The 19840-nt window shown below is 67.9% G+C and carries 13 protein-coding genes and 1 tRNA gene; 7 read left to right on the top strand and 7 right to left on the bottom strand.

Features of this window, described 5'->3' with window-relative positions:
- Positions 1-53 precede the first annotated feature (53 nt).
- From AB0J95_RS36615 to AB0J95_RS36595, 5 genes are all read right to left on the bottom strand, one after another.
- Positions 54-7127, bottom strand: coding sequence for a hypothetical protein (locus AB0J95_RS36615; protein WP_364768722.1), 7074 nt, complete (start codon positions 7125-7127; stop codon positions 54-56).
- A gap of 9 nt (positions 7128-7136) precedes the next feature.
- Positions 7137-8813: an energy-dependent translational throttle protein EttA gene (gene ettA, locus AB0J95_RS36610; protein WP_364768720.1), complete on the bottom strand. Its 1677-nt coding sequence runs from the start codon at positions 8811-8813 to the stop codon at positions 7137-7139.
- A gap of 87 nt (positions 8814-8900) precedes the next feature.
- Positions 8901-9287 carry a single-stranded DNA-binding protein gene (locus AB0J95_RS36605; protein ID WP_364768717.1) on the bottom strand — a complete coding sequence of 129 codons (387 nt, stop codon included), beginning with the start codon at positions 9285-9287 and terminating at the stop codon, positions 8901-8903.
- 164 nt (positions 9288-9451) lie between these two features.
- Entirely contained in the window at positions 9452-11410 is a 1959-nt protein-coding gene (locus AB0J95_RS36600) for a cytochrome c oxidase assembly protein (RefSeq protein ID WP_364769287.1), read from the bottom strand.
- Positions 11411-11555: 145 nt separating this feature from the next.
- Entirely contained in the window at positions 11556-12770 is a 1215-nt protein-coding gene (locus AB0J95_RS36595) for an MFS transporter (protein WP_364768714.1), read from the bottom strand.
- 48 nt (positions 12771-12818) lie between these two features.
- Between AB0J95_RS36595 and AB0J95_RS36590 the strand changes: the two genes are divergently transcribed.
- The 6 genes from AB0J95_RS36590 to AB0J95_RS36565 all read left to right on the top strand — a co-directional run bounded on the left by AB0J95_RS36590 (position 12819) and on the right by AB0J95_RS36565 (position 17630).
- The gene (locus tag AB0J95_RS36590; protein WP_364768711.1) at positions 12819-13892 is read left to right on the top strand and encodes a LacI family DNA-binding transcriptional regulator; all 1074 of its coding nucleotides are present in this window, start codon (positions 12819-12821) and stop codon (positions 13890-13892) included.
- Positions 13893-14131: 239 nt separating this feature from the next.
- Positions 14132-14204, top strand: a tRNA-Arg gene (locus AB0J95_RS36585).
- An 81-nt stretch (positions 14205-14285) separates the two neighbouring features.
- Entirely contained in the window at positions 14286-14675 is a 390-nt protein-coding gene (locus tag AB0J95_RS36580) for a hypothetical protein (RefSeq protein ID WP_364768708.1), read from the top strand.
- Between the two features lie 58 nt (positions 14676-14733).
- Positions 14734-15831 (top strand): IS630 family transposase, encoded by a 1098-nt coding sequence (locus AB0J95_RS36575; RefSeq protein ID WP_364768705.1) that lies wholly within the window; start codon positions 14734-14736, stop codon positions 15829-15831.
- On the top strand, positions 15824-17056 hold the full coding sequence (locus AB0J95_RS36570; RefSeq protein ID WP_364768703.1) for a tyrosine-type recombinase/integrase: 1233 nt from the start codon (positions 15824-15826) through the stop codon (positions 17054-17056). Before AB0J95_RS36575 ends, AB0J95_RS36570 begins: the two co-directional genes overlap by 8 nt.
- An 88-nt stretch (positions 17057-17144) precedes the next feature.
- On the top strand, positions 17145-17630 hold the full coding sequence (locus AB0J95_RS36565) for a hypothetical protein (RefSeq protein WP_364768700.1): 486 nt from the start codon (positions 17145-17147) through the stop codon (positions 17628-17630).
- Here AB0J95_RS36565 and AB0J95_RS36560 read toward each other — a convergent pair.
- Positions 17627-18337, bottom strand: a complete 711-nt coding sequence (locus AB0J95_RS36560; protein ID WP_364768698.1) for a hypothetical protein — start codon at positions 18335-18337, stop codon at positions 17627-17629. The two genes, AB0J95_RS36565 and AB0J95_RS36560, sit on opposite strands and share 4 nt — an antisense overlap.
- Positions 18338-18406: 69 nt before the next feature.
- Between AB0J95_RS36560 and AB0J95_RS36555 the strand changes: the two genes are divergently transcribed.
- On the top strand, positions 18407-18973 hold the full coding sequence (locus tag AB0J95_RS36555; protein ID WP_364768695.1) for an NUDIX hydrolase: 567 nt from the start codon (positions 18407-18409) through the stop codon (positions 18971-18973).
- Here AB0J95_RS36555 and AB0J95_RS36550 read toward each other — a convergent pair.
- Positions 18941-19768 carry a tetratricopeptide repeat protein gene (locus AB0J95_RS36550; protein WP_364768692.1) on the bottom strand — a complete coding sequence of 276 codons (828 nt, stop codon included), beginning with the start codon at positions 19766-19768 and terminating at the stop codon, positions 18941-18943. The two genes, AB0J95_RS36555 and AB0J95_RS36550, sit on opposite strands and share 33 nt — an antisense overlap.
- Positions 19769-19840: the final 72 nt, after the last annotated feature.

The following is a 19840-nucleotide window of genomic DNA, read 5'->3' as shown; positions in this document are numbered from 1 at the left end:
GACATGCAACCACTGGCGCCACTTGAGAAACACTTAGGGCGCTATGGGGGTGACTAGTCACCGGGACGGTGGCGCCCACTGTCGGAAGGATCATCATAAGGCGGCAGAACGTCTTCGACGTCAGTGTCCGAGTGCGACGTTTGGTAGGCGACGAGCGCCTCGGCCAGCAGTTCGGCCAACCCCACGTCGGTTTTCTCCCGGCGCCGCAACCGACTGGGCCGCCCCGCACTTTCGGGTGATTCCGCAGACCCAAGCGGGTCAACGGGATCGGCCGGTTCGGGCGGCAGGGCGCGACCGGGGGAACCATCTGAATCGGAACCTGAATCGATCCCCCCACGCCGCCGCCCCGAAGGCCGCTCACTGTCACCGCCGCCGCCGCCGGCCGCGGCGGCGGCGCGGTTGCGCAACTCCCGCCGCCAAGCAGATCGATCCGCAGTCCCCTCCCGCGCAGCCAACTGCCGACGCCAAGCCGAGCGATCTTCCGCCTTCGTCTCGGCGGCCGCCTCTGCCGTGCCTTGTCCCTCCGGCGCGGCTTGCTGGGAGTCCGGCGCGGCCTGCTCGGAGTCCGGCGTGCCCTTCTCCTCCGTCGCCGCCCGCGCCGCAGGCTCCCGCGTGCCCTGCACATCCGGCGCGGCCTGCGCCCCAGGCTCCCGCGACTCCGGCGTGCCCTGCACGTCCGCTCTCCGGCCCGCCTCAGACTCGGCTCGCGTCCCAGGTTCCGGCGTGCCCTGCACCTCGATCGCGCCCCGCCCCTCCGGCGCCGCCTGCGCCCCAGGCTCCCGCGACTCCGGCGTGCCCTGCACGTCCGCTCTCCGGCCCGCCTCAGACTCGGCTCGCGTCCCAGGCTTCGGCGTGCCCTGCACGTTCGGTCCCCCGCGCGCTCCGGAGCCGGTTCGCGCCCGTTCCTCGCCCCAGGGCCCTGGTGTGCCCGGCATATCCGGCGCGGCGTGCGCCCCGGGCTGCTGCGACTCCGGTGTGCCCCGCATGTCCGGTCCCCCGCGCACCTCAGACTCGGCCCGCGTCCGGGGCTCGCCCCGCGACCCTGGCATATCCGGCGCAGGCTGACCTTGTGCCCGATCGCCCCGCGCCGGAACGCCGTGTCCCTCCGGCGCGGACTCCGGCCTGGGCTCGGCGGGTACCCGCTCGCCCCGCAACTCGGGCGGACGCGGCAGCTCGGTCGTGCCCTGCACCTCCGGCCCGCCGCGCGTCCCGGACCCGGCTCGCGGCCGTCCCTCGCCGGACTGACCTTGCGTCCGATCACCTCGCGCGGACAGGCCGTGTCCTTCCGGCACTGCCTGTGGTCCGGGCTCACTCTGGGCCCTATCGCGCCGTGACTCCATGCCCTCTGGGGCGGGCTCGCCTTGCGCTCGCAACTGCGCGGTGCGCGGCAACTCGGTCGTCTTCTGAGTCCGCGACGCCTCCGGTTCGCCGCGCAAGTCCGGTTCGCCCGACAAGTCCCGGGCAGGCTGCTGTGCCGGTGAGCCAGGGGAAATCACGCGCCCACCCTGAGAAGCCATCCGCCGAGCGGACTCGGGATCAAAAACGGGCCGCAAGACGGTTCCACCCGAATCCGCATCCGCACTGGCGCCTCGCCGGGACCGGGCATCGTCGGACCGCAAGGAAGCCTCGAGGTCATAGGCCGCCCGCCGGCTGGAGGTCGGTGAAGCGGATGAATCCGAACCACTGTCGAACCCCGATCGGGGATCGGCTCCAACCGCAAACCCGGCCCGCCGCCCCAATTCAGACCCCATAGGGCCCTCAGAGCCCACCCGGCGCCCAGACTCACCCCCAGACTCGTGCCCGACCTGGTGCCCGGGTTCAGAACCCACTCGGCGCCCGGACTCAAAGCCTGACCGGGGCTCGGACCCAGAACTCACCTGCTGCCCAGGCTCAAAGTCCCCAGGCTCGAACCTTGCTCGGCGACCGGGCTCGGAGCTCGGCTGGTTCCGAGGCTCCACGGCCTCCGGTTCGGTCTGCTCCGTCTCCCAGGCGGAAACCACTCGGCGACCCAGTCGCCCCAAACCAGAGCTATCCGGCAGCTCCGGCCGAGTCCTCTCGTCCGTGGGCCCCGAGCGCTGCCCAGAATCGTCAATGCCCCGGTAGTCATCCGGAGCCTCCCTGCGATCGGCGTCCGACCGCGTCCCGGCCCGTCCACCGCTCTGGTTCTGATCACCAGTCTCGTCAGCGCCGGGACCTTTGCTTGAGTGTGCTCGGCTCGAATCAACGGCGTCTGCCCATGCGGGGCGAGTCCGCTCAGCCCCAGGGGGCACACGTCGGCTGGAGTCGCCGGGCGCAGTCGCATCGGTGGTGGCGGCTGAACTCGGGCGGGTTTGGCTTGTGCCATCGGCGATTGGCGGCTCGGGCTCGGTCGTCTGTTCCTGTGGTGTCGAGTGCCAGTCGAGGCGGCGTTCTGATGCCGCGGACGCTGATCGTTCGGATCGCGTGACGGCTTCCGGTTCGGGCGCGGGCGGCTCGGGGTCTGATGGCCAGCCGGGGCCCGACTCCAGGTCGGCGAAGTCCGATAGCGCGCGCCGAAGTGCCTCCAGTTCGGAACGTGACTGCCAGTCGGATTCCGAGCCGGTGTCCGCGAAAGGCGCTCCTTCGAACCGGGCGATGTTCGGGTCGGGGGCGGATCGTCGGCCGGAGCGCGATTGTGGGTCAGTGAACGTGGATTGTTCGGGCTGGTCGGGGTCTGGCTCGGAGGGTGGCCTGCGATCGGACCGTCGGCCGGAGTTGATGAACGCGGACGGTTCGGGGTCTCCGTGCTCCGGGGTCGGGGCCGACCGTCGGCCAGGGGTGGTGAAGGCGGACGGTTCGGGGTCCCCGGGTACCGGGTTGCGGGCGGACCGTTGTCCTGGGTCGTTGGACGCAGGAGGTTCGGCGTGGCGTGCTTCGGTTTCGGGAATTGGCCTTTGATCGGCTGGGAAGGCTGGGTGGGTGAAAGGAGATGGCTCCGGTTCGGGCGCGGACCTCCGGGCGCGGCGGCCATAGTCAGTTGCGACAGGTGGTTCGGGCTCGTCCTGGGCGGCTTCCGGTTCGGAAGTCAAGCGCCAATCGGCCCGCGCAGAACCAGGCAGGGCCGGTGATTCGGAGTCAGCGGCCGGTGATTCGGGAGCCAGTCCCCAAGCGGCCCGATGCACCGCGCCGAGTTGGGTCGGCTGTTCGGAGTCGGTGGCTTCTGGTTCGGAGGTTGGATGCCAGTCGGCTCGGTGGGCTGCGGTGGGTGAGCCGGGGTGAGCCGGGCCGGTGGCGGGGGTTGAGGGCCAGGTGCGCTGGGGGCTCGCTGGCTGCTCGGGATCGGTTGTGTCGGTGGTGAAGGTCGGGGGCCAGGTGGGGTCGGGCGTTGATGGCGGTTCGGGGTGGGTTGTGTTGGTGGTGAGAGGCGATGCCCAGTCGGAGCCGGGCGCGGTTGAGGAGTCAGTTGAGCCGTAGGTGGCGGAGGCCGACGGCCAGTCCGAGCCCGGCGCGGTTGAGGCGTCAGTTGAGCTGTAAGTGGAAGCTGAAGGCCAGTCGGAGTTGGGCGGGGTTGGAGGGTGCGTGGTGCTGGGGGTGGCAGACGCCGAGGGCCAGTCGGGGCCGGGCGTAGTTGAGGGGTGAAGTGTATTGGTGCCAGGGGCTGGGGACCAGGCGGACTCGGATGTCGTTGGGGGGTGGAGGGTTTCGGGTTCGGGGGTCCAGGGGGTTTCGGCGGGTGGCGTGGAGGGGTGGTCGGGGTGGGATTTTGGTTTGGGGCCCGGGCTGGGTTTGGGGGTGGGATCGGTGTCGGGGTTGGGGGGCGTGGGGATGTCGGGGGTAGGGGGCGGGACGGGGATCTCGTCCGGCTGTGGGGGTTCGGGGATGGAGGCGCGCGAAGCGGCGGCGGCCAGCACAGCATCGCCCGCGCTGCCGGACTTCCGGATCTGGTCCAGGTCGGGCAGGTAGGTGTCGTACTCGGGGTTGAACTGGGCGCCGACGATCTCTACGTCGATCGGTTCGAAGCGGGGACGGGTACGGTGGCCCGCGTTGTCCTCCTCGGGCTCGTCGATGCCCGGGGGTTCGGCCGGCCAGCCGACCGACGCGGGAAACCCAAGTACGCCAGGGGAATCATCCGGCAGGCCGGTCAGACCAGCCAGCCCGGCAAGGCTTCCCGGGCCTTCGTCGGACTGCTCGCCCGTATCGGTACCGTCAGGGTCCATGCGGCGGGAACGCCGACGGCCTCGCATCGCCTCCAGCCCATCGGTCCCGGGCAGCTTCCGGCTCCCACTGTCCTGATCGGACAGAGCGCCGCCGGAATCCGCCGTCGCCCCACCGCCGAACCTGCGGCCCAGCCGCCGCCGGAGACCGCTCTGCCCAAACCCAGTGCTCGGCGAATCCATGTCCCTGGCGGCCGAATCGCCTTCGATCAAGCCGAATCCGCCCGGCTGGGCACTCCCGAAGAACCCGGCCGCATCGGCCCCCGTCTCGGCCGAGGCTCGTTCCACCGGGCCGAAACCGGTTGTCCTACTGGAAAAACCGCCACCGAAGGCCTGCCCCGATTCGCTGCTCACCTGCTCTTCGTCCGTGGGAACGGATTCGGGTGTGCGGTTGGTTCCGAACGCGCTGCTGAGGTTGCGGCGCGAGCCGGTGCCCACCTCGGGCAGGTCGTCGTCGCCCGCGGCGAACAAGTTTGTGCCGGAGGATTCCGGGCTGATACCGCTGCTGATGGTCCGGTGGTACTCGTCGAGGCCGAGCGGGTCGTTGAAGACCATGCTGTCGGACTCGGGCTGGAAACGGCGGCGGGGAAGCGGGTCTGGAACCGGTCCCGGGTCTGGGGATGCGTTCTGCTGGAAGCCACCCAGACCTCCGGGATCCGATTCCGCGGCGGTGTCGGGCGTCTGTCTGTATCGACGGCCTCGAGGCTGAGGGGAAGGAGTCTGGTCGTCGTCCTTGTTCGTGGGCGCGGTCAGGGTGAAGCCGCGGCTGGGGGTCTCTGTGTCGTCGCCGGGAGGTTGCGTTTCGTCCAGCCAGGGCTCGGTGGACGGCGCAGGGTCTGACGGTGGGGTGTAGTCGTCCGACGGGTTGTCCTGCGCGAAGGTGTCCGGGGCCCGGCGCCGGCCGCCACCACTGCCGCCGCGCTGCGTGATGCCGAGGCGGTCGAGCACGGACTGGCCGGGTGTTTCGGGGGCCGCGCCGTGCTTGGGGGCAGCGGAATCGGGTTCCACGTCCTGGTCGTCCAAGGGCGCGCCAGCCCACTGGCCGTACTCGGGTAACGAGAAGCCCGCCAAGTAGGCGTCCATCTCCGGGTCGCGCTCGGGCTCGTCGGCCGGACCCGAGGCGTACTCCTCGATGTACGTGTAGCCGTCATCGCGGCTCTCGACGTCGCCGAAGGGCACCTCGTCCGGCGGCAGGTCGTACACCGGCTCGACCGACTGCCACGCCGGGCGTTCGGCGTTGTCCCCGGTCTCGTAGTCGCCGGTGGTCATCGCCTCGCGGGCGGCGTTGAGCAGTGTGTCCTCGCTCGTGCCGTCCTGGTACTCGGCGACGCCGGTGCTCACGTGCACGCCCCACGCCGGGTCGTCCGGGGCCCAGTCCGATGTGGACATGTTGTCCCGCAACGTGGACGCGAACTGCTCGGCCTCGTCCTTGGTCGTGTCCGGCATGAGCACGGCCAGCTCGTCCTCGTTCGGCCGGATCAGCTCGGCCCGGTCCGGGGCCATGTCACCGACATGCCCGACCAGCGAGCTGAGCACACCCGGGTCGACCTCCGGCGCGGTTCGCCGTCCGGTCTTGTCCAGGCTGTCGATCAGGCTGGCACTGAACCGGTCCGTGCTGTCGGGATCGTCGCTCCGCAAGGGTGGCTCCGGTTCGGGTTCGAAACGTACGAGGGTGAGCGCGGTCGGCCGGGTCTGCCGCCGGGCGGCGGCAAGCCGCCGGCGCAGCCCCTGACGGTTCAACAGGCCGGTCTCGGTGTCGCGGTCACCAGTGTCTTCTGCGGACTGTTCCGGCCACAACGGTTCACCCACGGCGAGCTCGGCCGCCCGCGCGGGCGTGCGAACCACCCTGCGCAGCAACGACTCCGTGTCCGCGGGCAGCCTCGTACCCGCGCCCAGCTCCTCGAGCACGATCAGGCGCGCCATGGTGTCCGCGCGCAACCGGCGGTGCTCCGCCGCCCGCGCCGACCGCAATGATTCCAGCGCATCGGTCAGTTCACCGGCGGCCTCCTGCTCATGCGCGAGCGAGGTCAGCACGTCGGCCAGCAACGCGTCCAGCCCGTGGCGACGAGCGATCCGTGCGATCTCCGCGAACGCCGCGTGCGCTTCCGGGACCCGGCCGTCCGGCAGGTACACCCGGGTGGCCAGGATGAACATCAGCCGCCCGACCGCCGCGGCGGTCGGCGCCCGCACCGGCTGCTCGAGGGTCTGGTCCGCCTGTCCCAGGGCGGCGGCCTTCTCCCCCGCGTCCAGCAACGCGGTGACCATCTCCAGGCCGAGCTCGGCCCGCGCCTGCCCGGACTCCACGCGGGCGTCCGACAGCCCGTCGAGCAGCATCATGCCCTCGGTGGCGGCCGCCACCGCGCCCTCCGGGTTGCCCCAGCGCCGCCGGAAGGACGACGTGCGCGCACACAGCAACGCACGCAACACCCGCCGGATGTCGCCGGTCAGCGACTCGTCGCCGGAGTAGAGCCGGTCGGCCTCGGACAGCACCTCGTCGGCCACCGTGCGCCGGCCAGCCTGCGCCAGCCCGGCCACGATCTCCGCCAAAGCACCGGCCCGCACCGCGGGCCGCGCATCACCACCTTCAAGCATGGGCCGGACCAGCACGAACGCACTGCCGGCCAGTCCGACCGCGCGGGTACTCGCGGCCAGGTCGACCCGGATCGGCGCGGCGAAGTCCCGCAGCCCCACCGACTCGGCCTCACGCAGGGCCAGGACGGCCGGCTGCACCGCCTCGGCGTGTTTGCCGAGCCGGACCAGGGCGGCGACCATCAAGGCCCTGGCGCGCAACGACAGCGCCCGGTCCTGGGCCGTGTCGGCCTGGATCGCTGCCTGCCGCGCGAACTCCAGGGCGAGCTCGGGTGCGCGCCATCTCAGCCGGTCGGCGGTGTCGACGAGCAGCTCGCCGTCGGAAGCACCGCCGCCCGACCAGGATCCGTTCCGGCCCGCCGCCACTGCGCCTGCCTAGTCCCGGGTCAGCTTGCGGTAGGTGACCCGGTGCGGCCGCGCCGCCTCGGCGCCCAGCCGGTCGACCTTGTTGCGCTCGTAGCCCTCGAAGTTGCCCTCGAACCAGAACCACCTGGCCGGGTCCTCGTCGGTGCCCTCCCACGCCAGGATGTGGGTGGCCACGCGGTCGAGGAACCACCGGTCGTGGGAGATGACCACGGCGCAGCCGGGGAACTGCTCCAGCGCGTTCTCCAGCGAGCCGAGGGTCTCCACGTCCAGGTCGTTGGTGGGCTCGTCCAGCAGGATCAGGTTGCCGCCCTGCTTGAGGGTCATCGCCAGGTTGAGCCGGTTGCGCTCGCCACCGGACAGCACCCCGGCCGGCTTCTGCTGGTCGGCGCCCTTGAACCCGAACGCGCTGACGTACGCCCGCGACGGCATCTCGACCTGGCCGACGTGGATGTAGTCCAGCCCTTCGGACACGACCTCCCACACGTTCTTCTTCGGGTCGATGCCGGCCCGGTTCTGGTCGACGTAGGACAGCTTGACCGTCTCGCCGATCTTGACGCTGCCGCTGTCCGGCTTCTCCAGCCCCACGATGGTCTTGAACAGGGTGGTCTTGCCGACGCCGTTCGGGCCGATCACGCCGACGATGCCGTTGCGCGGCAGGTCGAACGACAGGCCGTCGATCAGCACCCGGTCGTCGAAGCCCTTCTTCAGATCGCTGACCTCGACCACGACATTGCCCAGGCGCGGGCCCGGCGGGATCTGGATCTCCTCGAAGTCGAGCTTGCGGGTCTTCTCCGCCTCCGCGGCCATCTCCTCGTAGCGCTCAAGACGGGCCTTGGACTTGGTCTGCCGGGCCTTGGCGTTCGACCGGACCCAGGCCAGCTCCTCCTTGAGCCGCTTCTGCAGCTTCTGGTCCTTCTTGCCCTGCACCTCCAGGCGCTCGGCCTTCTTCTCCAGGTACGTCGAGTAGTTGCCCTCGTAGGGGTGCGTGCGGCCGCGGTCCAGCTCGAGGATCCACTGGGCCACGTTGTCCAGGAAGTACCGGTCGTGGGTGACGGCCAGGACCGCGCCCGCGTACTGCGCCAGGTGCTGCTCCAGCCAGAGCACGCTCTCGGCGTCCAGGTGGTTGGTGGGCTCGTCGAGCAGGAGCAGGTCGGGCTTGGACAGCAGCAGCTTGCACAGCGCCACCCGGCGCCGCTCGCCACCGGAGAGGACCGTGACGTCCGCGTCCGGCGGCGGGCACCGCAGCGCGTCCATCGCCTGCTCCAGCTGGGAGTCCACGTCCCACGCATCGGCGTGGTCGAGCGCCTCCTGAAGCTTGCCCATCTCCTCCATCAGCTCGTCCGAGTAGTCGGTCGCGAGCTGCTCGGCGATCTGGTTGAACCTGTCCAGCTGGACCTTGACCTCGCCGAGGCCCTCCTCGACGTTGCCGAGAACGGTCTTCTCCTCGTTGAGCGGCGGTTCCTGCTGGAGGATGCCGACCGAGTAGCCGGGCGACAGGAACGCCTCGCCGTTGTTCGGCTGGTCCAGCCCCGCCATGATCCGCAGGACGGTCGACTTGCCGGCCCCGTTCGGACCGACCACGCCGATCTTGGCCCCCGGGTAGAACGCGATCGTCGCGTCGTCCAGGATGACCTTGTCCCCGTGCGCCTTGCGCACCTTCTTCATGGTGTAGATGAACTCCGCCATGCCCGCGATCGTAGAGCGGTCGGCGAACACCGATCACCGCGACTGCCGCGAACGCATGTGCCAAGGTGGCGGCGATGGTCCGGACGATCATGCCGCCACCGCCGCGAGCTGGCCGCCCCGCTCGATCGTGACGGGGCAAATGGTGAGGTCGGGGCCTATGCACGAGGCCTCCATCTCCAGGTCTGAGCGGGTCTGGCCGTCGACTTCGTACTTGTTCGTGTAGACGCGGCCGGTCGCCACCACCCGGTCGCCCGGGACCAGGCTGGCCCCCGCGTGCTCGGCGAGCTTCCTGAAGGCCTTCACCTTGACGAGGACGCTGTTGCCGTTCTCCCAGGTCTCGGTGTCCCGGTTGAACTTGCGCTCGTGCGAGGCGATGGTGAAGAACAGCATCGGCTCGCCGTCGTTGGTCGTACGCGTCCGGATGTCGTTGCACACGGCGCCCACCACGGTCAGTTTGGTCTCGTTCCATGCCATTGCGAATCTCTCCTTGTCCCGGTGCTGGTTCGCTTCCGTAGTGCCAGCTTTCCGGGACCGCGGCGGGCGGGCCAGCGAGCTTCGCCGCGCCTGTGGACAACCGCCGGGTGTGGATGGATCGGCGGTTTTCGCCTTGTTGGGAACGGGATTGTCGGTGGGGTGTGCTAGCCCCCGTCGCCGCGCTTGTCCGGGTCTCCTGCCTGGACTTTCTCGCCGCCCATCTGGCGGAGCATGGCGTTGTAGGCGGCCAGTTCGGCCTCACCGTCCGCATCGGCGCGGCGGTCGCGGCGGCGGGCCTCCCGCTCGTCCTGCTTGGCCCACTGCACCAGCAGCGCGACCACGACGACCAGCAACGGAACCTCACCGGCGGCCCACGCGATGCCGCCGCCGAGCCGTTGGTCGGACAGCGCGTCGGTCACCCAGGGCAACGCGAGCGAACGGTAAAAACGGTCGCCGATGATCTGCTGCATGCTCATCAGCACGACGCCGAAGAACGCGTGGAACGGCATCGAGGCGAACACCATCGCCAGCCGCCCGACCGGCGGCAACCGCTTCGGGGTCGGGTCGATGCCGATCACCGGCCAGTAGAAGACATAGCCGGTCAGCAGGAAGTGCGCGTTCATCGCCAGGTGCGCCCAGTGCAGGTCGAGCGCGTAGTCGAACAGGCCCGAGAAGTACAGGACGTAGAACGACCCGACGAACAGCACCAACGCGACCACGGGATGCGTCAGGACCCGGGCCACCGGTGACTGCACGAAAGCGAGGATCCACTCGCGGGGGCCAGGCGGATCGTCCTTGCTCGCGGCCTTCAGGGCCCGCAGCGCCAACGTGACCGAACCGCCCAGTACCAGCAGGATCGGCGCCAGCATGGACAGCAGCATGTGGCTGATCATGTGGATGCTGAACATGGCCGGCGAGTAGCGGCCGATCCCCGAGGACGTCGCCAGCAGGATCACCGCGCAGCCACACAGCCACGCGATCGTGCGCCCAACCGGCCAGTGGTCGCCACGGGCGCGAAGCCGCCGCACACCAAGCAGGTACAACACGGCGAGGGCGATCGCGGCGGTCCCGTAGATCAGGTCGAACCGCCAGTCGAACATCAGCCGGAAGAACGTCGGCGGGCCGTCGAGGTCGTAGCCGATGCGGACGGCGACGTTCGAAGGGCGCAGGGCTTCCTGCTGAGGCGGAGGTGTGCGGGCGAGCCCGGCGGCGATGCCGATCGTGATCATCATGACCAGCACCTCGAACGCGGCCAGCTTGACCAGCGCGCGCCCGGATCCGGTGGCGACGACGTCGCGAACTCCGCGAAGCCGCTGGAAGTACCCGAAGACGCCCAGCACGACCAGCGCCGTGACCTTGGCGATCACCAGCAGGCCGTAGTTCGTGGTGAACAGGTCGCTGAGCGGCAGCCGGACCAAGGCGTTGATCACGCCGGACACCGCCATCACGATCCAGCAGCACAGCGCCAGCTTGGAGAACCGGCTCGCGGCCAGCCCGAGATGGGCGCCCTTGCGGCGTCCGTGAGCCAGCAACGCGATCAGCCCGCCGACCCACAGGGCGGCCGCCACGAGGTGCAGCAGCAGGCTGTTGGTGGCCAGGTCGTGGTCGCCGCCGCTGGACGAGTGCCCGCTGACCCCCAGCGGGAACAGGCCCACGACCGCGATCAGGAACAGCGTGGCGGTCCAGCCCCAGGACAGCACCAGCCGACTGCCCAGCGCGGTCAGGAACGCGATGGCGGCGGTGATCAGCCACGCGTTGGTCGTCTCGACCTCGGACGACAGGTCGATCAGCTTCTGGATGTCGAACAGCTGCGTGACGGGCTTCCCGAACGTGTCCGCGGTCGAGAACGGCACACAGAGCAACGCGCACACGAACCAGACCCACCCGGCCCAGCTCGCCGTCCGGACTGCCGCGTACCCGTCAGCAGCCAGGAGACCGCTCTGCTGCGGCGGCACCATGAACGCGGCGAACAGCAGCGACCCGACGCAGACCACTCCACCGATCTCGGCGAGCACCCGCACGATGATCTGCCCGTACGCGGTGAACTCGCCCGGGTTCGGCACCCCGGCCACATACCGGTCGCTGACCAGCGCGAGCAGCCCGGTGGCCACGACGACGGCCATGATCCCGCCGACCACGAGCAGCGGTCCGATGCGGGCCCGGTTTCGCTTGGCGGCTGTTCGCGCGGGGGCAGCGGTGGAGGACACAACATGAGACTAGAACCCGGCGAGCACCGAAAGCCCGGCCCCTAGGGGAAACCGGCCGGTTTCATCCGGTTGACCCGGGATTCGCGCCGGCCGGGGAAACCTGCTCCAAGTGAGTTTTCTGTTCGCGGTGCCGCGCCCTGGTCGCGGCGATGGCCAATGGCGCGATCGCCCACGCGACCAGGGCGACGACACCGAGGGAGATCGGCAGGCTGGTCAGCGACGCGATGCCGCCGACCATCGGCGGGCCGATCAGGAAACCGCTGTACGCGATTGTTGTCACAAAGGCGAGTTCGCGTTCGCCGCCACCTCCATCGGCACGTCTGCCGACCGCTCCAGCCAGTTCGAGTGCGACCGGAAAACCGTAGGCGAGGCCTATGCCGGCCAGTCCGAAACCAATGTAGGTAAACGCTTGGACGGGAACGAGGATGGCGACGAACAAGCCGATCGCGGCGGTCGTGGCGCCGCCGATGAGCATCCGCACCGAACCCCACCGAGTCTCGATGCGTTCGCCGAGTAGCCGCATGATCGCCATGGCCAGCGAGAACCCCGTGTAGACCAGGGCACCGGCGGCTTCGGTGAGGCCGCGTTGGTGGACGCCGAAGAACGCCGACCAGTCGACGCTCGCGCCTTCCGCGACCGAGGAACAGAGGGCGATCAGGCCGAGCAGCCACAGCACCGGGCGTTTGACCAGCGAGCGGTTGGGTTCGGTGCGGTCGGCCGGGGGCACCAGGTCTTCGACCGGGATCCAGCGGACGAAGGCCAGCGCGATCAGGATGCCGACGACCGCGGCGATGCTGAGGTGGCGTAATGGGCTGAGGTCGTGGCCCGCGGCGAGGGCGGCGCCGGTCGAGCCGAGCAGGCCGCCGAAGCTGAAGCCCGCGTGGAACACCGGCATGATCGCGCGGCCGCTGCGGCGGATGGCGGTCACGGCGGCGATGTTCATCGAGACGTCGAGCGCGCCGACCGCTGCGCCGAGGAAGACGAGGATCAGGCCGAGTTGTACGGGCGTACGCGCGAGGCCGAGGAGGGGCAGCAGGGCGCATCCGGCCAGGCCAGAGACGGCGACGACGACTCGGGCGCCGAAGCGGGCGCACAGCCGTCCGGTCAGTGAGGCGGCGATGATCATGCCGATGCTGGCGCCCAGCAACGACAGGCCGAGGGCGCCTTCGGCCGCGCCGACCTGCGCCGCGAGCGCCGGCACCCGCGGCGCCCACGACCCGAACACCACTCCGTTCAGGGCGAAGATGCCCAGCACGGCGACGATTCCGGAACGCATGATCCCCACGGTAACTGAAGCGCTTCAGAAATGCGTTATGTTCTGCGAGTGAGTTCTCGGCGGCCGACGCTCGACACCGTCGCGCGTGAGGTGGGCGTGTCCCGGGCGACCGTGTCGAACGCCTACAACCGGCCCGACCAGTTGTCCTCGGAGCTGCGCGACCGGATCCTGCGGACCGCGGCCGAGCTCGGGTACGCCGGGCCGGACCCGGTCGCCCGCAGCCTGGCCACCCAGCGGGCCGGCGCGGTCGCGGTGATGCTCGACAAAGGGCTGTCCGCCGCGTTCTCCGACCCGGCGTTGTCGATCATGCTAGACACCCTGGCGTCCACTGTGGATACCGGGGAACGGTCGCTGGTGCTGATGCCCGGGAGTTCCCAGGGCGGCGGCCCCCGTCCGTCCGCTGTCGCCGCCGTGCACGCTGATGTCGTTGTCGCATATTCACTACCGAACGACGCACCTGCTATCTCCGCCGTCCTGCAACGGAGCCTGCCGCTCGTCGTAGTCGACCAGCCTGCGGTAGGGGCATCCGCGACCCTGCGGGTGGACGATCGCGGCGGCGCCCGAATGGCCGCCCGGCACCTGGTCGAGTTGGGGCACAGGGACATCGGGATCCTCAGCTTGGACCTGCGTGCGGGCGGTGCGGCCGGGCCGGTCAGTCCACAGAGGATCGAGGCGGCGCAGTTCCAGGTGACGATCGAGCGGCTGCGGGGCTATTTGGAGGTACTGGGACGCACACCGCCGATCTGGGAGGCGCCGGACAGCGTGCGGGAGTACGGACGGGAGGGCGCGGCGTGGCTACTTCGCCAGGAACCCCGGCCGACCGCGTTGCTGTGCATGTCCGACGAACTGGCGTTGGGTGCCCTCAAGGCGGCCTCGGACGTCGGACTGTCGGTTCCCGGGGACCTCAGCGTCGTCGGGTTCGACGACACACCGGCCGCGGCATGGGCCGACTTGACGACCATCCGGCAGGACCTGCTGGAAAAAGGTCGGCGAACGGGGGAACTGGTGCTCCGCCTGTTGGCGGGTACCGGGCCGGGCACCCCCGTGACCCTCGGCGTGAACCTCGTTCCCAGGGCCTCCACCAGCCGGGTTTCACCTGGTCGGGCGGCCTTGCCGGGATGATCGGGCCGGACCGCCCGGGCAGCCGGTATCGTGCCCCACGTGCGACAACCCCGTGCCCCGCAGCGGCCCCCGGCGTCCAGACACGGCGCCCCGGCCCGCCCGTTAGGGCACACCCTCGGCAAAAAGTGACCTGTTCCACGGATTCACTGCCGCTCGCCGGAAACATCTGACGTTCCCCGAACGATCACCCCCACAGACGGCGGTGCAACGCCCTCCAGCGAAGCACCGCGCACCGTCACGCCCCCGTAGCTCAGCGGATAGAGCGAGAGACTTCTAATCTCTTGGTCGCAGGTTCGATTCCTGCCGGGGGCACCCAGGTCAGAGCCTTGATCAACAATCTTCGCGATCGTTCGTGGGGCCGGACGTGGTGCGAGCACGGTCTACCCTCGCACCATGGGCACGTCCAAGGCAGCGCCCAAACGGCGCCAGCGCGGCGAGATCGAGACGCTTCCCAGCGGGTCCCTGCGGGTGAAGGTGTACGCCGGGACCGATCCGTTGACGGGCAAGCGGAACTACCTCCATGAGACGGTGCCGGCTGGGCCGAATGCCGCAGACGATGCGGAGAAGGTCCGAACCCGGCTTCTCAACCAGGTCGACGAGCAGCGCAATCCACGGACCAGGGCGACCGTCAATCAGTTGATGGACCGCTACCTAGAGCTAATCGACGTAGATGCGAACACTCGTAAGGGTTACGAGCGCTGGATCCGCAACCACATCCGTCCGCTGCTCGGCGCGTTGCCTGTCGGCAAGCTAGTGGCTCATCGCGCAACGTTGACCGTGTAATTGATCTTGCTAGGTAGCTGGGCCAGGCTGGTCCCACTCGAGAGTGTGGGAGGTGGTCATGGCTCGTCGTCCGGATGTGTTCGTCCGGTCGTTGTCGATGGACGAGGGTCACAAGCTGCAGCGGATCACGCGCACCGCGAAGGACCCGGTCAAGCTGCGCCGGGCGATCGTGGTGCTGATGTCCGGCCAGGGCCAGGCCGTGCGGGACATCACCAGCTTGTTGCAGGTCAGCGCGGACTACGTGCGGGACGTGATCCACGCGTTCAACGAGCGGGGGTTCGATGCGCTGGACCCAAAATGGAGCGGGGGACGACCGCGGAAGATCGGTGAGTATCTGCGTGAGCAGATCTGCCTGATCGCCCGCACGTCCCCCGCCGACTGGGGCATCACCACGTTCGCCACCTGGTCACTGGCCAAACTGCGGGATCACCTGGTGGACCGGTTGTCGGTGGTCTCGATCTCGATCGAGACGGTGCGACGGATCCTGAAGGCCGGCGGGGTCTCCTGGCAGACCACCACGACCTGGAAAGCCAGCAACGACCCGGAGTTCATCAGCAAGATGCACCGGATCCTGGACCTCTACGACCACCCACCCACCGATGGGCGGGTGGTCTGTGTGGATGAGTTCGGTCCGTTGAATCTCATGCCTCGCAAGGGAAAGGCCTGGCGGCCGAGATCCTCACCCCGCCGATTACGCGCGACCTACACCCGCACCGCGGGAGTGATGCACATGCTCGCCGCCCTGGGCCTGGCGACCGGGAAGATGTTCTACCGCATCCGGTCACGCAAACGACACCGCGAGTTCCTCGGCCTGCTGCAAGCATTACGGCAACGCTGGCCCGACGAGAAGTTACACGTAGTGTGCGACAACTTCTCCCCGCACCGGCATCCTGCCGTCACCACCTGGGCCGCGAACAACAAGGTCGACCTGGTGTTCCTGCCGACCTACGGGTCATGGCTGAACTGGATCGAGGCCGAGTTCGCCGCGCTGCGCTACTTCGCCCTCAACGGCACCGACCACCGCACCCACGCCGAGCAGAACGCCGCGATCGCCGCCTACATCCGCTGGCGCAACGCACACGCCAAGCCGAAAACCGGGTTCGCCACCGACTCACCCATCCGCACCTGGACCCATTACCCGACCAAGGTTGCGTGACGAGCCACTAGATGGCGAAACGCTGGACTCGTTCTACTCGATCCTTCGTACCTGTAGGTCGCACTGCGGTGGCCGCAAGTTCATCGAGCACCATCACAAGAAGGACGAGGACAAGTGCACTGATCGCTGCCGCCCACACAAGTGCACAGGTCTGTCCACATCGTCCATCCGACAAATCCACTGGTGTTTGAACGGCGCGTTGAAACGGGCCGTCCGATGGCGCTGGCTCGGCGTGAACCCGCTCGATCAGGCAGAGCCACCAAAGGCCCCCAAGCCAGCCCCACACCCGCCTACGGCCGAACAAGCCGCCGCCATCGTCAACGCGGCTTTCGCGGATCTCTCATGGGGGATGCTCGTTTGGATCGCAATGACGACGGGTGCCCGACGAGGTGAAATCTGCGCGCTCCGCTGGGATCTCCTGGACCTTGAGGCCAGGACGCTGTCCATCAACAGCAGCATCAGCCAGGACGGTGCCAAGACTTGGGAGAAAGACACCAAGACGCACCAACAGCGCCGAATCGCGCTGGACACCGACACCGTGACACTTCTCCGCGCGTACCGCGTTCAGTGCGAGTCCCAGGCCGCTGAGATGGCGGTCCAGGTCGACCCGCAGGGCCGTGTCTTCTCGTCGTCGATCGACCACAGTACGTGGCTCAAGCCAGACTCCGTATCGCAGCGATACGAGCGGATGTGCGAGCGGCTCGGCTGGGACATGAGCATTCACTCGCTACGACATTACTCCGCAACCGAACTGATCACGGCTGGCGTCGATATCCGCACGGTGGCCGGTCGGCTGGGCCACGGCGGAGGCGGCGCGACAACACTGCGGGTCTACACGGCTTGGGTATCCGAAGCCGATCAGCGCGCGGCCGGAAACTTCTCCACCCGCATGCCTACCCCGCCGATTGCTGTCGACCCAAGCGGGAATGCGACGTCCACTTTGGAGCCTGAGCCCTCGAACAGCCCTTACCTGAAGATCGCGGCTGATCTCCGTGGCGCGATTGACTGTGGCGCCCTACGCATCGGTGACAAACTGCCGACTCTCGTTGAACTCACGAGCCGCTACGGCGTCGCGTCCGCCACCGCTCACCGCGCGATCGCTGAACTGAAGAAGGACGGTTTGGTCATGGTTGCTCGGGGCCGTCGCGCTGTTGTCGCCGATCCGAATGCGGCTCATCCCGTTGCCGACGTAGTCGACCTGAAGTCGAAGCGGAAGGCGACCTAATGACCGGCGTATGGCGTCCTTAAGGCGTTCCCCCTCGCACACCAGGGCAGAGAGGCTGTTTCGGCCCACTATCAGCGAGGAGCACGCGATGACGTACGCCAACAACGAGGTCGATCCTGGACACTCATTCCCGATCCAGGTGAACGACTCCTACCCCGCAGACGGCCCTCTACGCCAGCCGACACCCCTTCTGCGGATACGAGCCTTGGCCGAATTCACTCAGAAACACATCGTGAACGTCCCCAAGGAAGACGCTGCCGGAACAGCCGGTTTCGTCGCCATCGGCTACGACGAAGAGGGCAACCAGCGCGGCCTGATCGGGATAGCCGAAGATCTTGACGATGGTTTGAAAGCGGACGTCCTTGCGTTCGCCCTAGCCGTATTTGCCGGGGACAGCGAGCGCATCGCCAACAGCGCAGACGGCTGGCTTGCCATCGGCCGAGACCGTCTCGCTCCAGCCAAGGAGGGCATCGGTTACCTTGCTTGGCACATGCTCATCAGCTGCGGCCGAGGCACCCCGTCCGCCACGTTCGAATTGCTGCCGATCGCAGAAACGACGTCTTATTCAGACTAAGATGTCCGTTGACTCGGCCCGGGATATGAACTAATCGGCCGAATCTGACCACTAGCATCCTCATCTACGGGAGCTACTACACCTTTTCTACCGCGCTTCCCCTTCCTCTTGGAACCACCCACATCAAGCTCTGATCCGAGCATTCGCCGTGCCATAGCCTGAAGTTCTAGACGAGTCTTGTGAGCCGCGTCGTAGCCAAGGAAGCCGTCGCTAGCAGAACCATAGACTTCCAGGTGACCAATAACATCCCATAGACGACCTATTAGCTCTTCCGACTTTTCAACAATGCCACCTTCTGCGAGAATAGCAAGCTCGGCCTGCTTATCGTCCAACTCCTCCAGGGCTTCTATGCACTCACGGAGTAGTTCCCGAAGAACCTCAAGATCTTCAGCCGAAACGACACCTTCAATCCCATCATTTGGAGCCATAAGCAGAGAAGTGGTGCCGCTTGCGCGCATCTTATCTTTTGGGCTGTCCGTTTCAGGCATGAACGCCAATGCAGAGTACAGATTTCGCTCGACTTTCACACTACCAGACACAATCTCTTTCAAAATACGAAAACGTTCATTAAGCCACCGACGTTGATCCTCAGCTTTCCGGCGCGCAGCATCCAATCTCCAGCTTACAACCTGAGTGATTACAGCACCGAGCAACGTGCCGCCAACGGCAACTGTGGCGGTAATTAGTTGGGCCGTCGTGGCGTCCATTTAGCAATCGTAGCCGTCGAGAGTTCGACACTACAGCGACACGCGAAGCTCACCTCGTAAGCTGCCGCCGTGACTGAGGCACACGGCTCTTGGAAGACATACGGCGAGCGGCTCATCTATGACAACCGGTGGGTGCGGTTGGGGCTGGTGGACGTTGAGGCGCCGAACGGTGAGCGCTGGGACTACCACGTTGTCCACTTGGCACCGATCGCGATCGGGATGGTCGTCAACGAGCAAGACGAAGTCCTGATGCTGTGGCGGTACCGCTTCGCCACGGAGCAATGGGGGTACGAGCTTCTTGGCGGGCTCGTAGAAGAGGGCGAAGCACCAGCGGTGACCGCCGCCCGCGAGATCGAAGAAGAGAGCGGCTGGCGCCCGGTCGGCGAGCCGGAGCACCTGATCGGGTTCGAGCCGCTGCCCGGCCAGGTCACCGCCAAGACGGACGTGTACCTATGGCGGCAGGCCGAGCAGGTTGGCGAGCCGACCGAAACCGAAGAGGTCGGTCGGCTCGAATGGGTACCGCTCAGCCGCATCCCGGAATTGGCTCTACAGCAACAACTTCTGGGCGCGGGCGCACTCGTTCCGCTGCTGTACTACCTGGCGTCACGCAACGCCAACGCTGCCGGGCAGGATTAGGCCGCTGAGCCTTCGCCGCTGCCGGTCGGACTTGATCTGCGATGCGAGCCGCTTCGCTTCGCGCGCAAACGTGAGCGCAGCATCACGGTCTCCGGCAGCGGCATAGGCGAACGCGAGATGGACGAGCATCCCTGTCCGCGCGCGAACGAATTCCTTTGGCAGGCGCGGCAAAGACTCGTTGAGCTGATTGATCGCGCCCATCTCGCCAAGCCTGGCAAGCGCATGCCCACGCCACCGGTCCAGATGAGCATCGGCAAGGAACAAGTACGGCAACGCCGGATCGACGGGATCGGACGGGACGAGCGTGCTCGCGGCGTCGAACGCCCGGAGCGCGTCATCTCGTCGACCTGCCGCCGCGAGTCCTTCGCCATGCGCAGCTGCGAGCCATGCCCGCAGCAAGGACGGCGCCGAGTTCTCACCAACCTGACGAGCGCTCGCGAGAAGCTCAACAGCGCCTTGGATATCACCTAGGTCGATCAGGATGAACGCCTGTTGCGCGGTGGCGTGGGCAAGCAACGTCGGCGACTTCGCCTCCCACGCGGCGGATTTCGCGCGCTCATGATGTTCCCACGCCTGGTTGAAAGCGTTGCGGTCCAACGCTTCCCAACCGGCCAATGCGGACGCTTCAGTCAGCACCCCGGCGAGTGCCTCCCGGTGGCCGCTCGCCGTGCTGAACATCAACAGCTCTTCGATCTGCTTGATCGTGCTACGGAGCTGGTCAAGCAACACCACTCCGCCGAACGTCCGGTCGACATGCCGAGCATCGTCGACCTGGCGGCTGAACCGCTCGATCATCCCAACGTCGATGCGGCGCGCCGTTGCGATGCGCGCGAGCAGCTCGTTGGCGTCGTCGTCATCGACTCAGGA

Origin of the sequence: Actinocrispum sp. NPDC049592 (genome assembly GCF_040675465.1) — a bacterium.
In the GTDB taxonomy this organism is placed as follows: domain Bacteria; phylum Actinomycetota; class Actinomycetes; order Mycobacteriales; family Pseudonocardiaceae; genus Kibdelosporangium.
The sequence above is the reverse complement of the archived record's forward strand: the minus strand, read 5'-3'. Positions and strand labels throughout refer to the sequence as shown.

Bases quoted from the DNA above. Each gene is read 5' to 3' on its own strand.
- ettA (WP_364768720.1), bottom strand. From the start codon at position 8,813: ATGGCGGAGTTCATCTACACCATGAAGAAGGTGCGCAAGGCGCACGGG.
- AB0J95_RS36605 (WP_364768717.1), bottom strand. From the start codon at position 9,287: ATGGCATGGAACGAGACCAAACTGACCGTGGTGGGCGCCGTGTGCAAC.
- AB0J95_RS36600 (WP_364769287.1), bottom strand. From the start codon at position 11,410: ATGGCCGTCGTCGTGGCCACCGGGCTGCTCGCGCTGGTCAGCGACCGG.
- AB0J95_RS36595 (WP_364768714.1), bottom strand. From the start codon at position 12,770: ATGCGTTCCGGAATCGTCGCCGTGCTGGGCATCTTCGCCCTGAACGGA.
- AB0J95_RS36580 (WP_364768708.1), top strand. From the start codon at position 14,286: ATGGGCACGTCCAAGGCAGCGCCCAAACGGCGCCAGCGCGGCGAGATC.
- AB0J95_RS36575 (WP_364768705.1), top strand. From the start codon at position 14,734: ATGGCTCGTCGTCCGGATGTGTTCGTCCGGTCGTTGTCGATGGACGAG.
- AB0J95_RS36565 (WP_364768700.1), top strand. From the start codon at position 17,145: ATGACGTACGCCAACAACGAGGTCGATCCTGGACACTCATTCCCGATC.
- AB0J95_RS36560 (WP_364768698.1), bottom strand. From the start codon at position 18,337: ATGGACGCCACGACGGCCCAACTAATTACCGCCACAGTTGCCGTTGGC.
- AB0J95_RS36550 (WP_364768692.1), bottom strand. From the start codon at position 19,768: ATGATCGAGCGGTTCAGCCGCCAGGTCGACGATGCTCGGCATGTCGAC.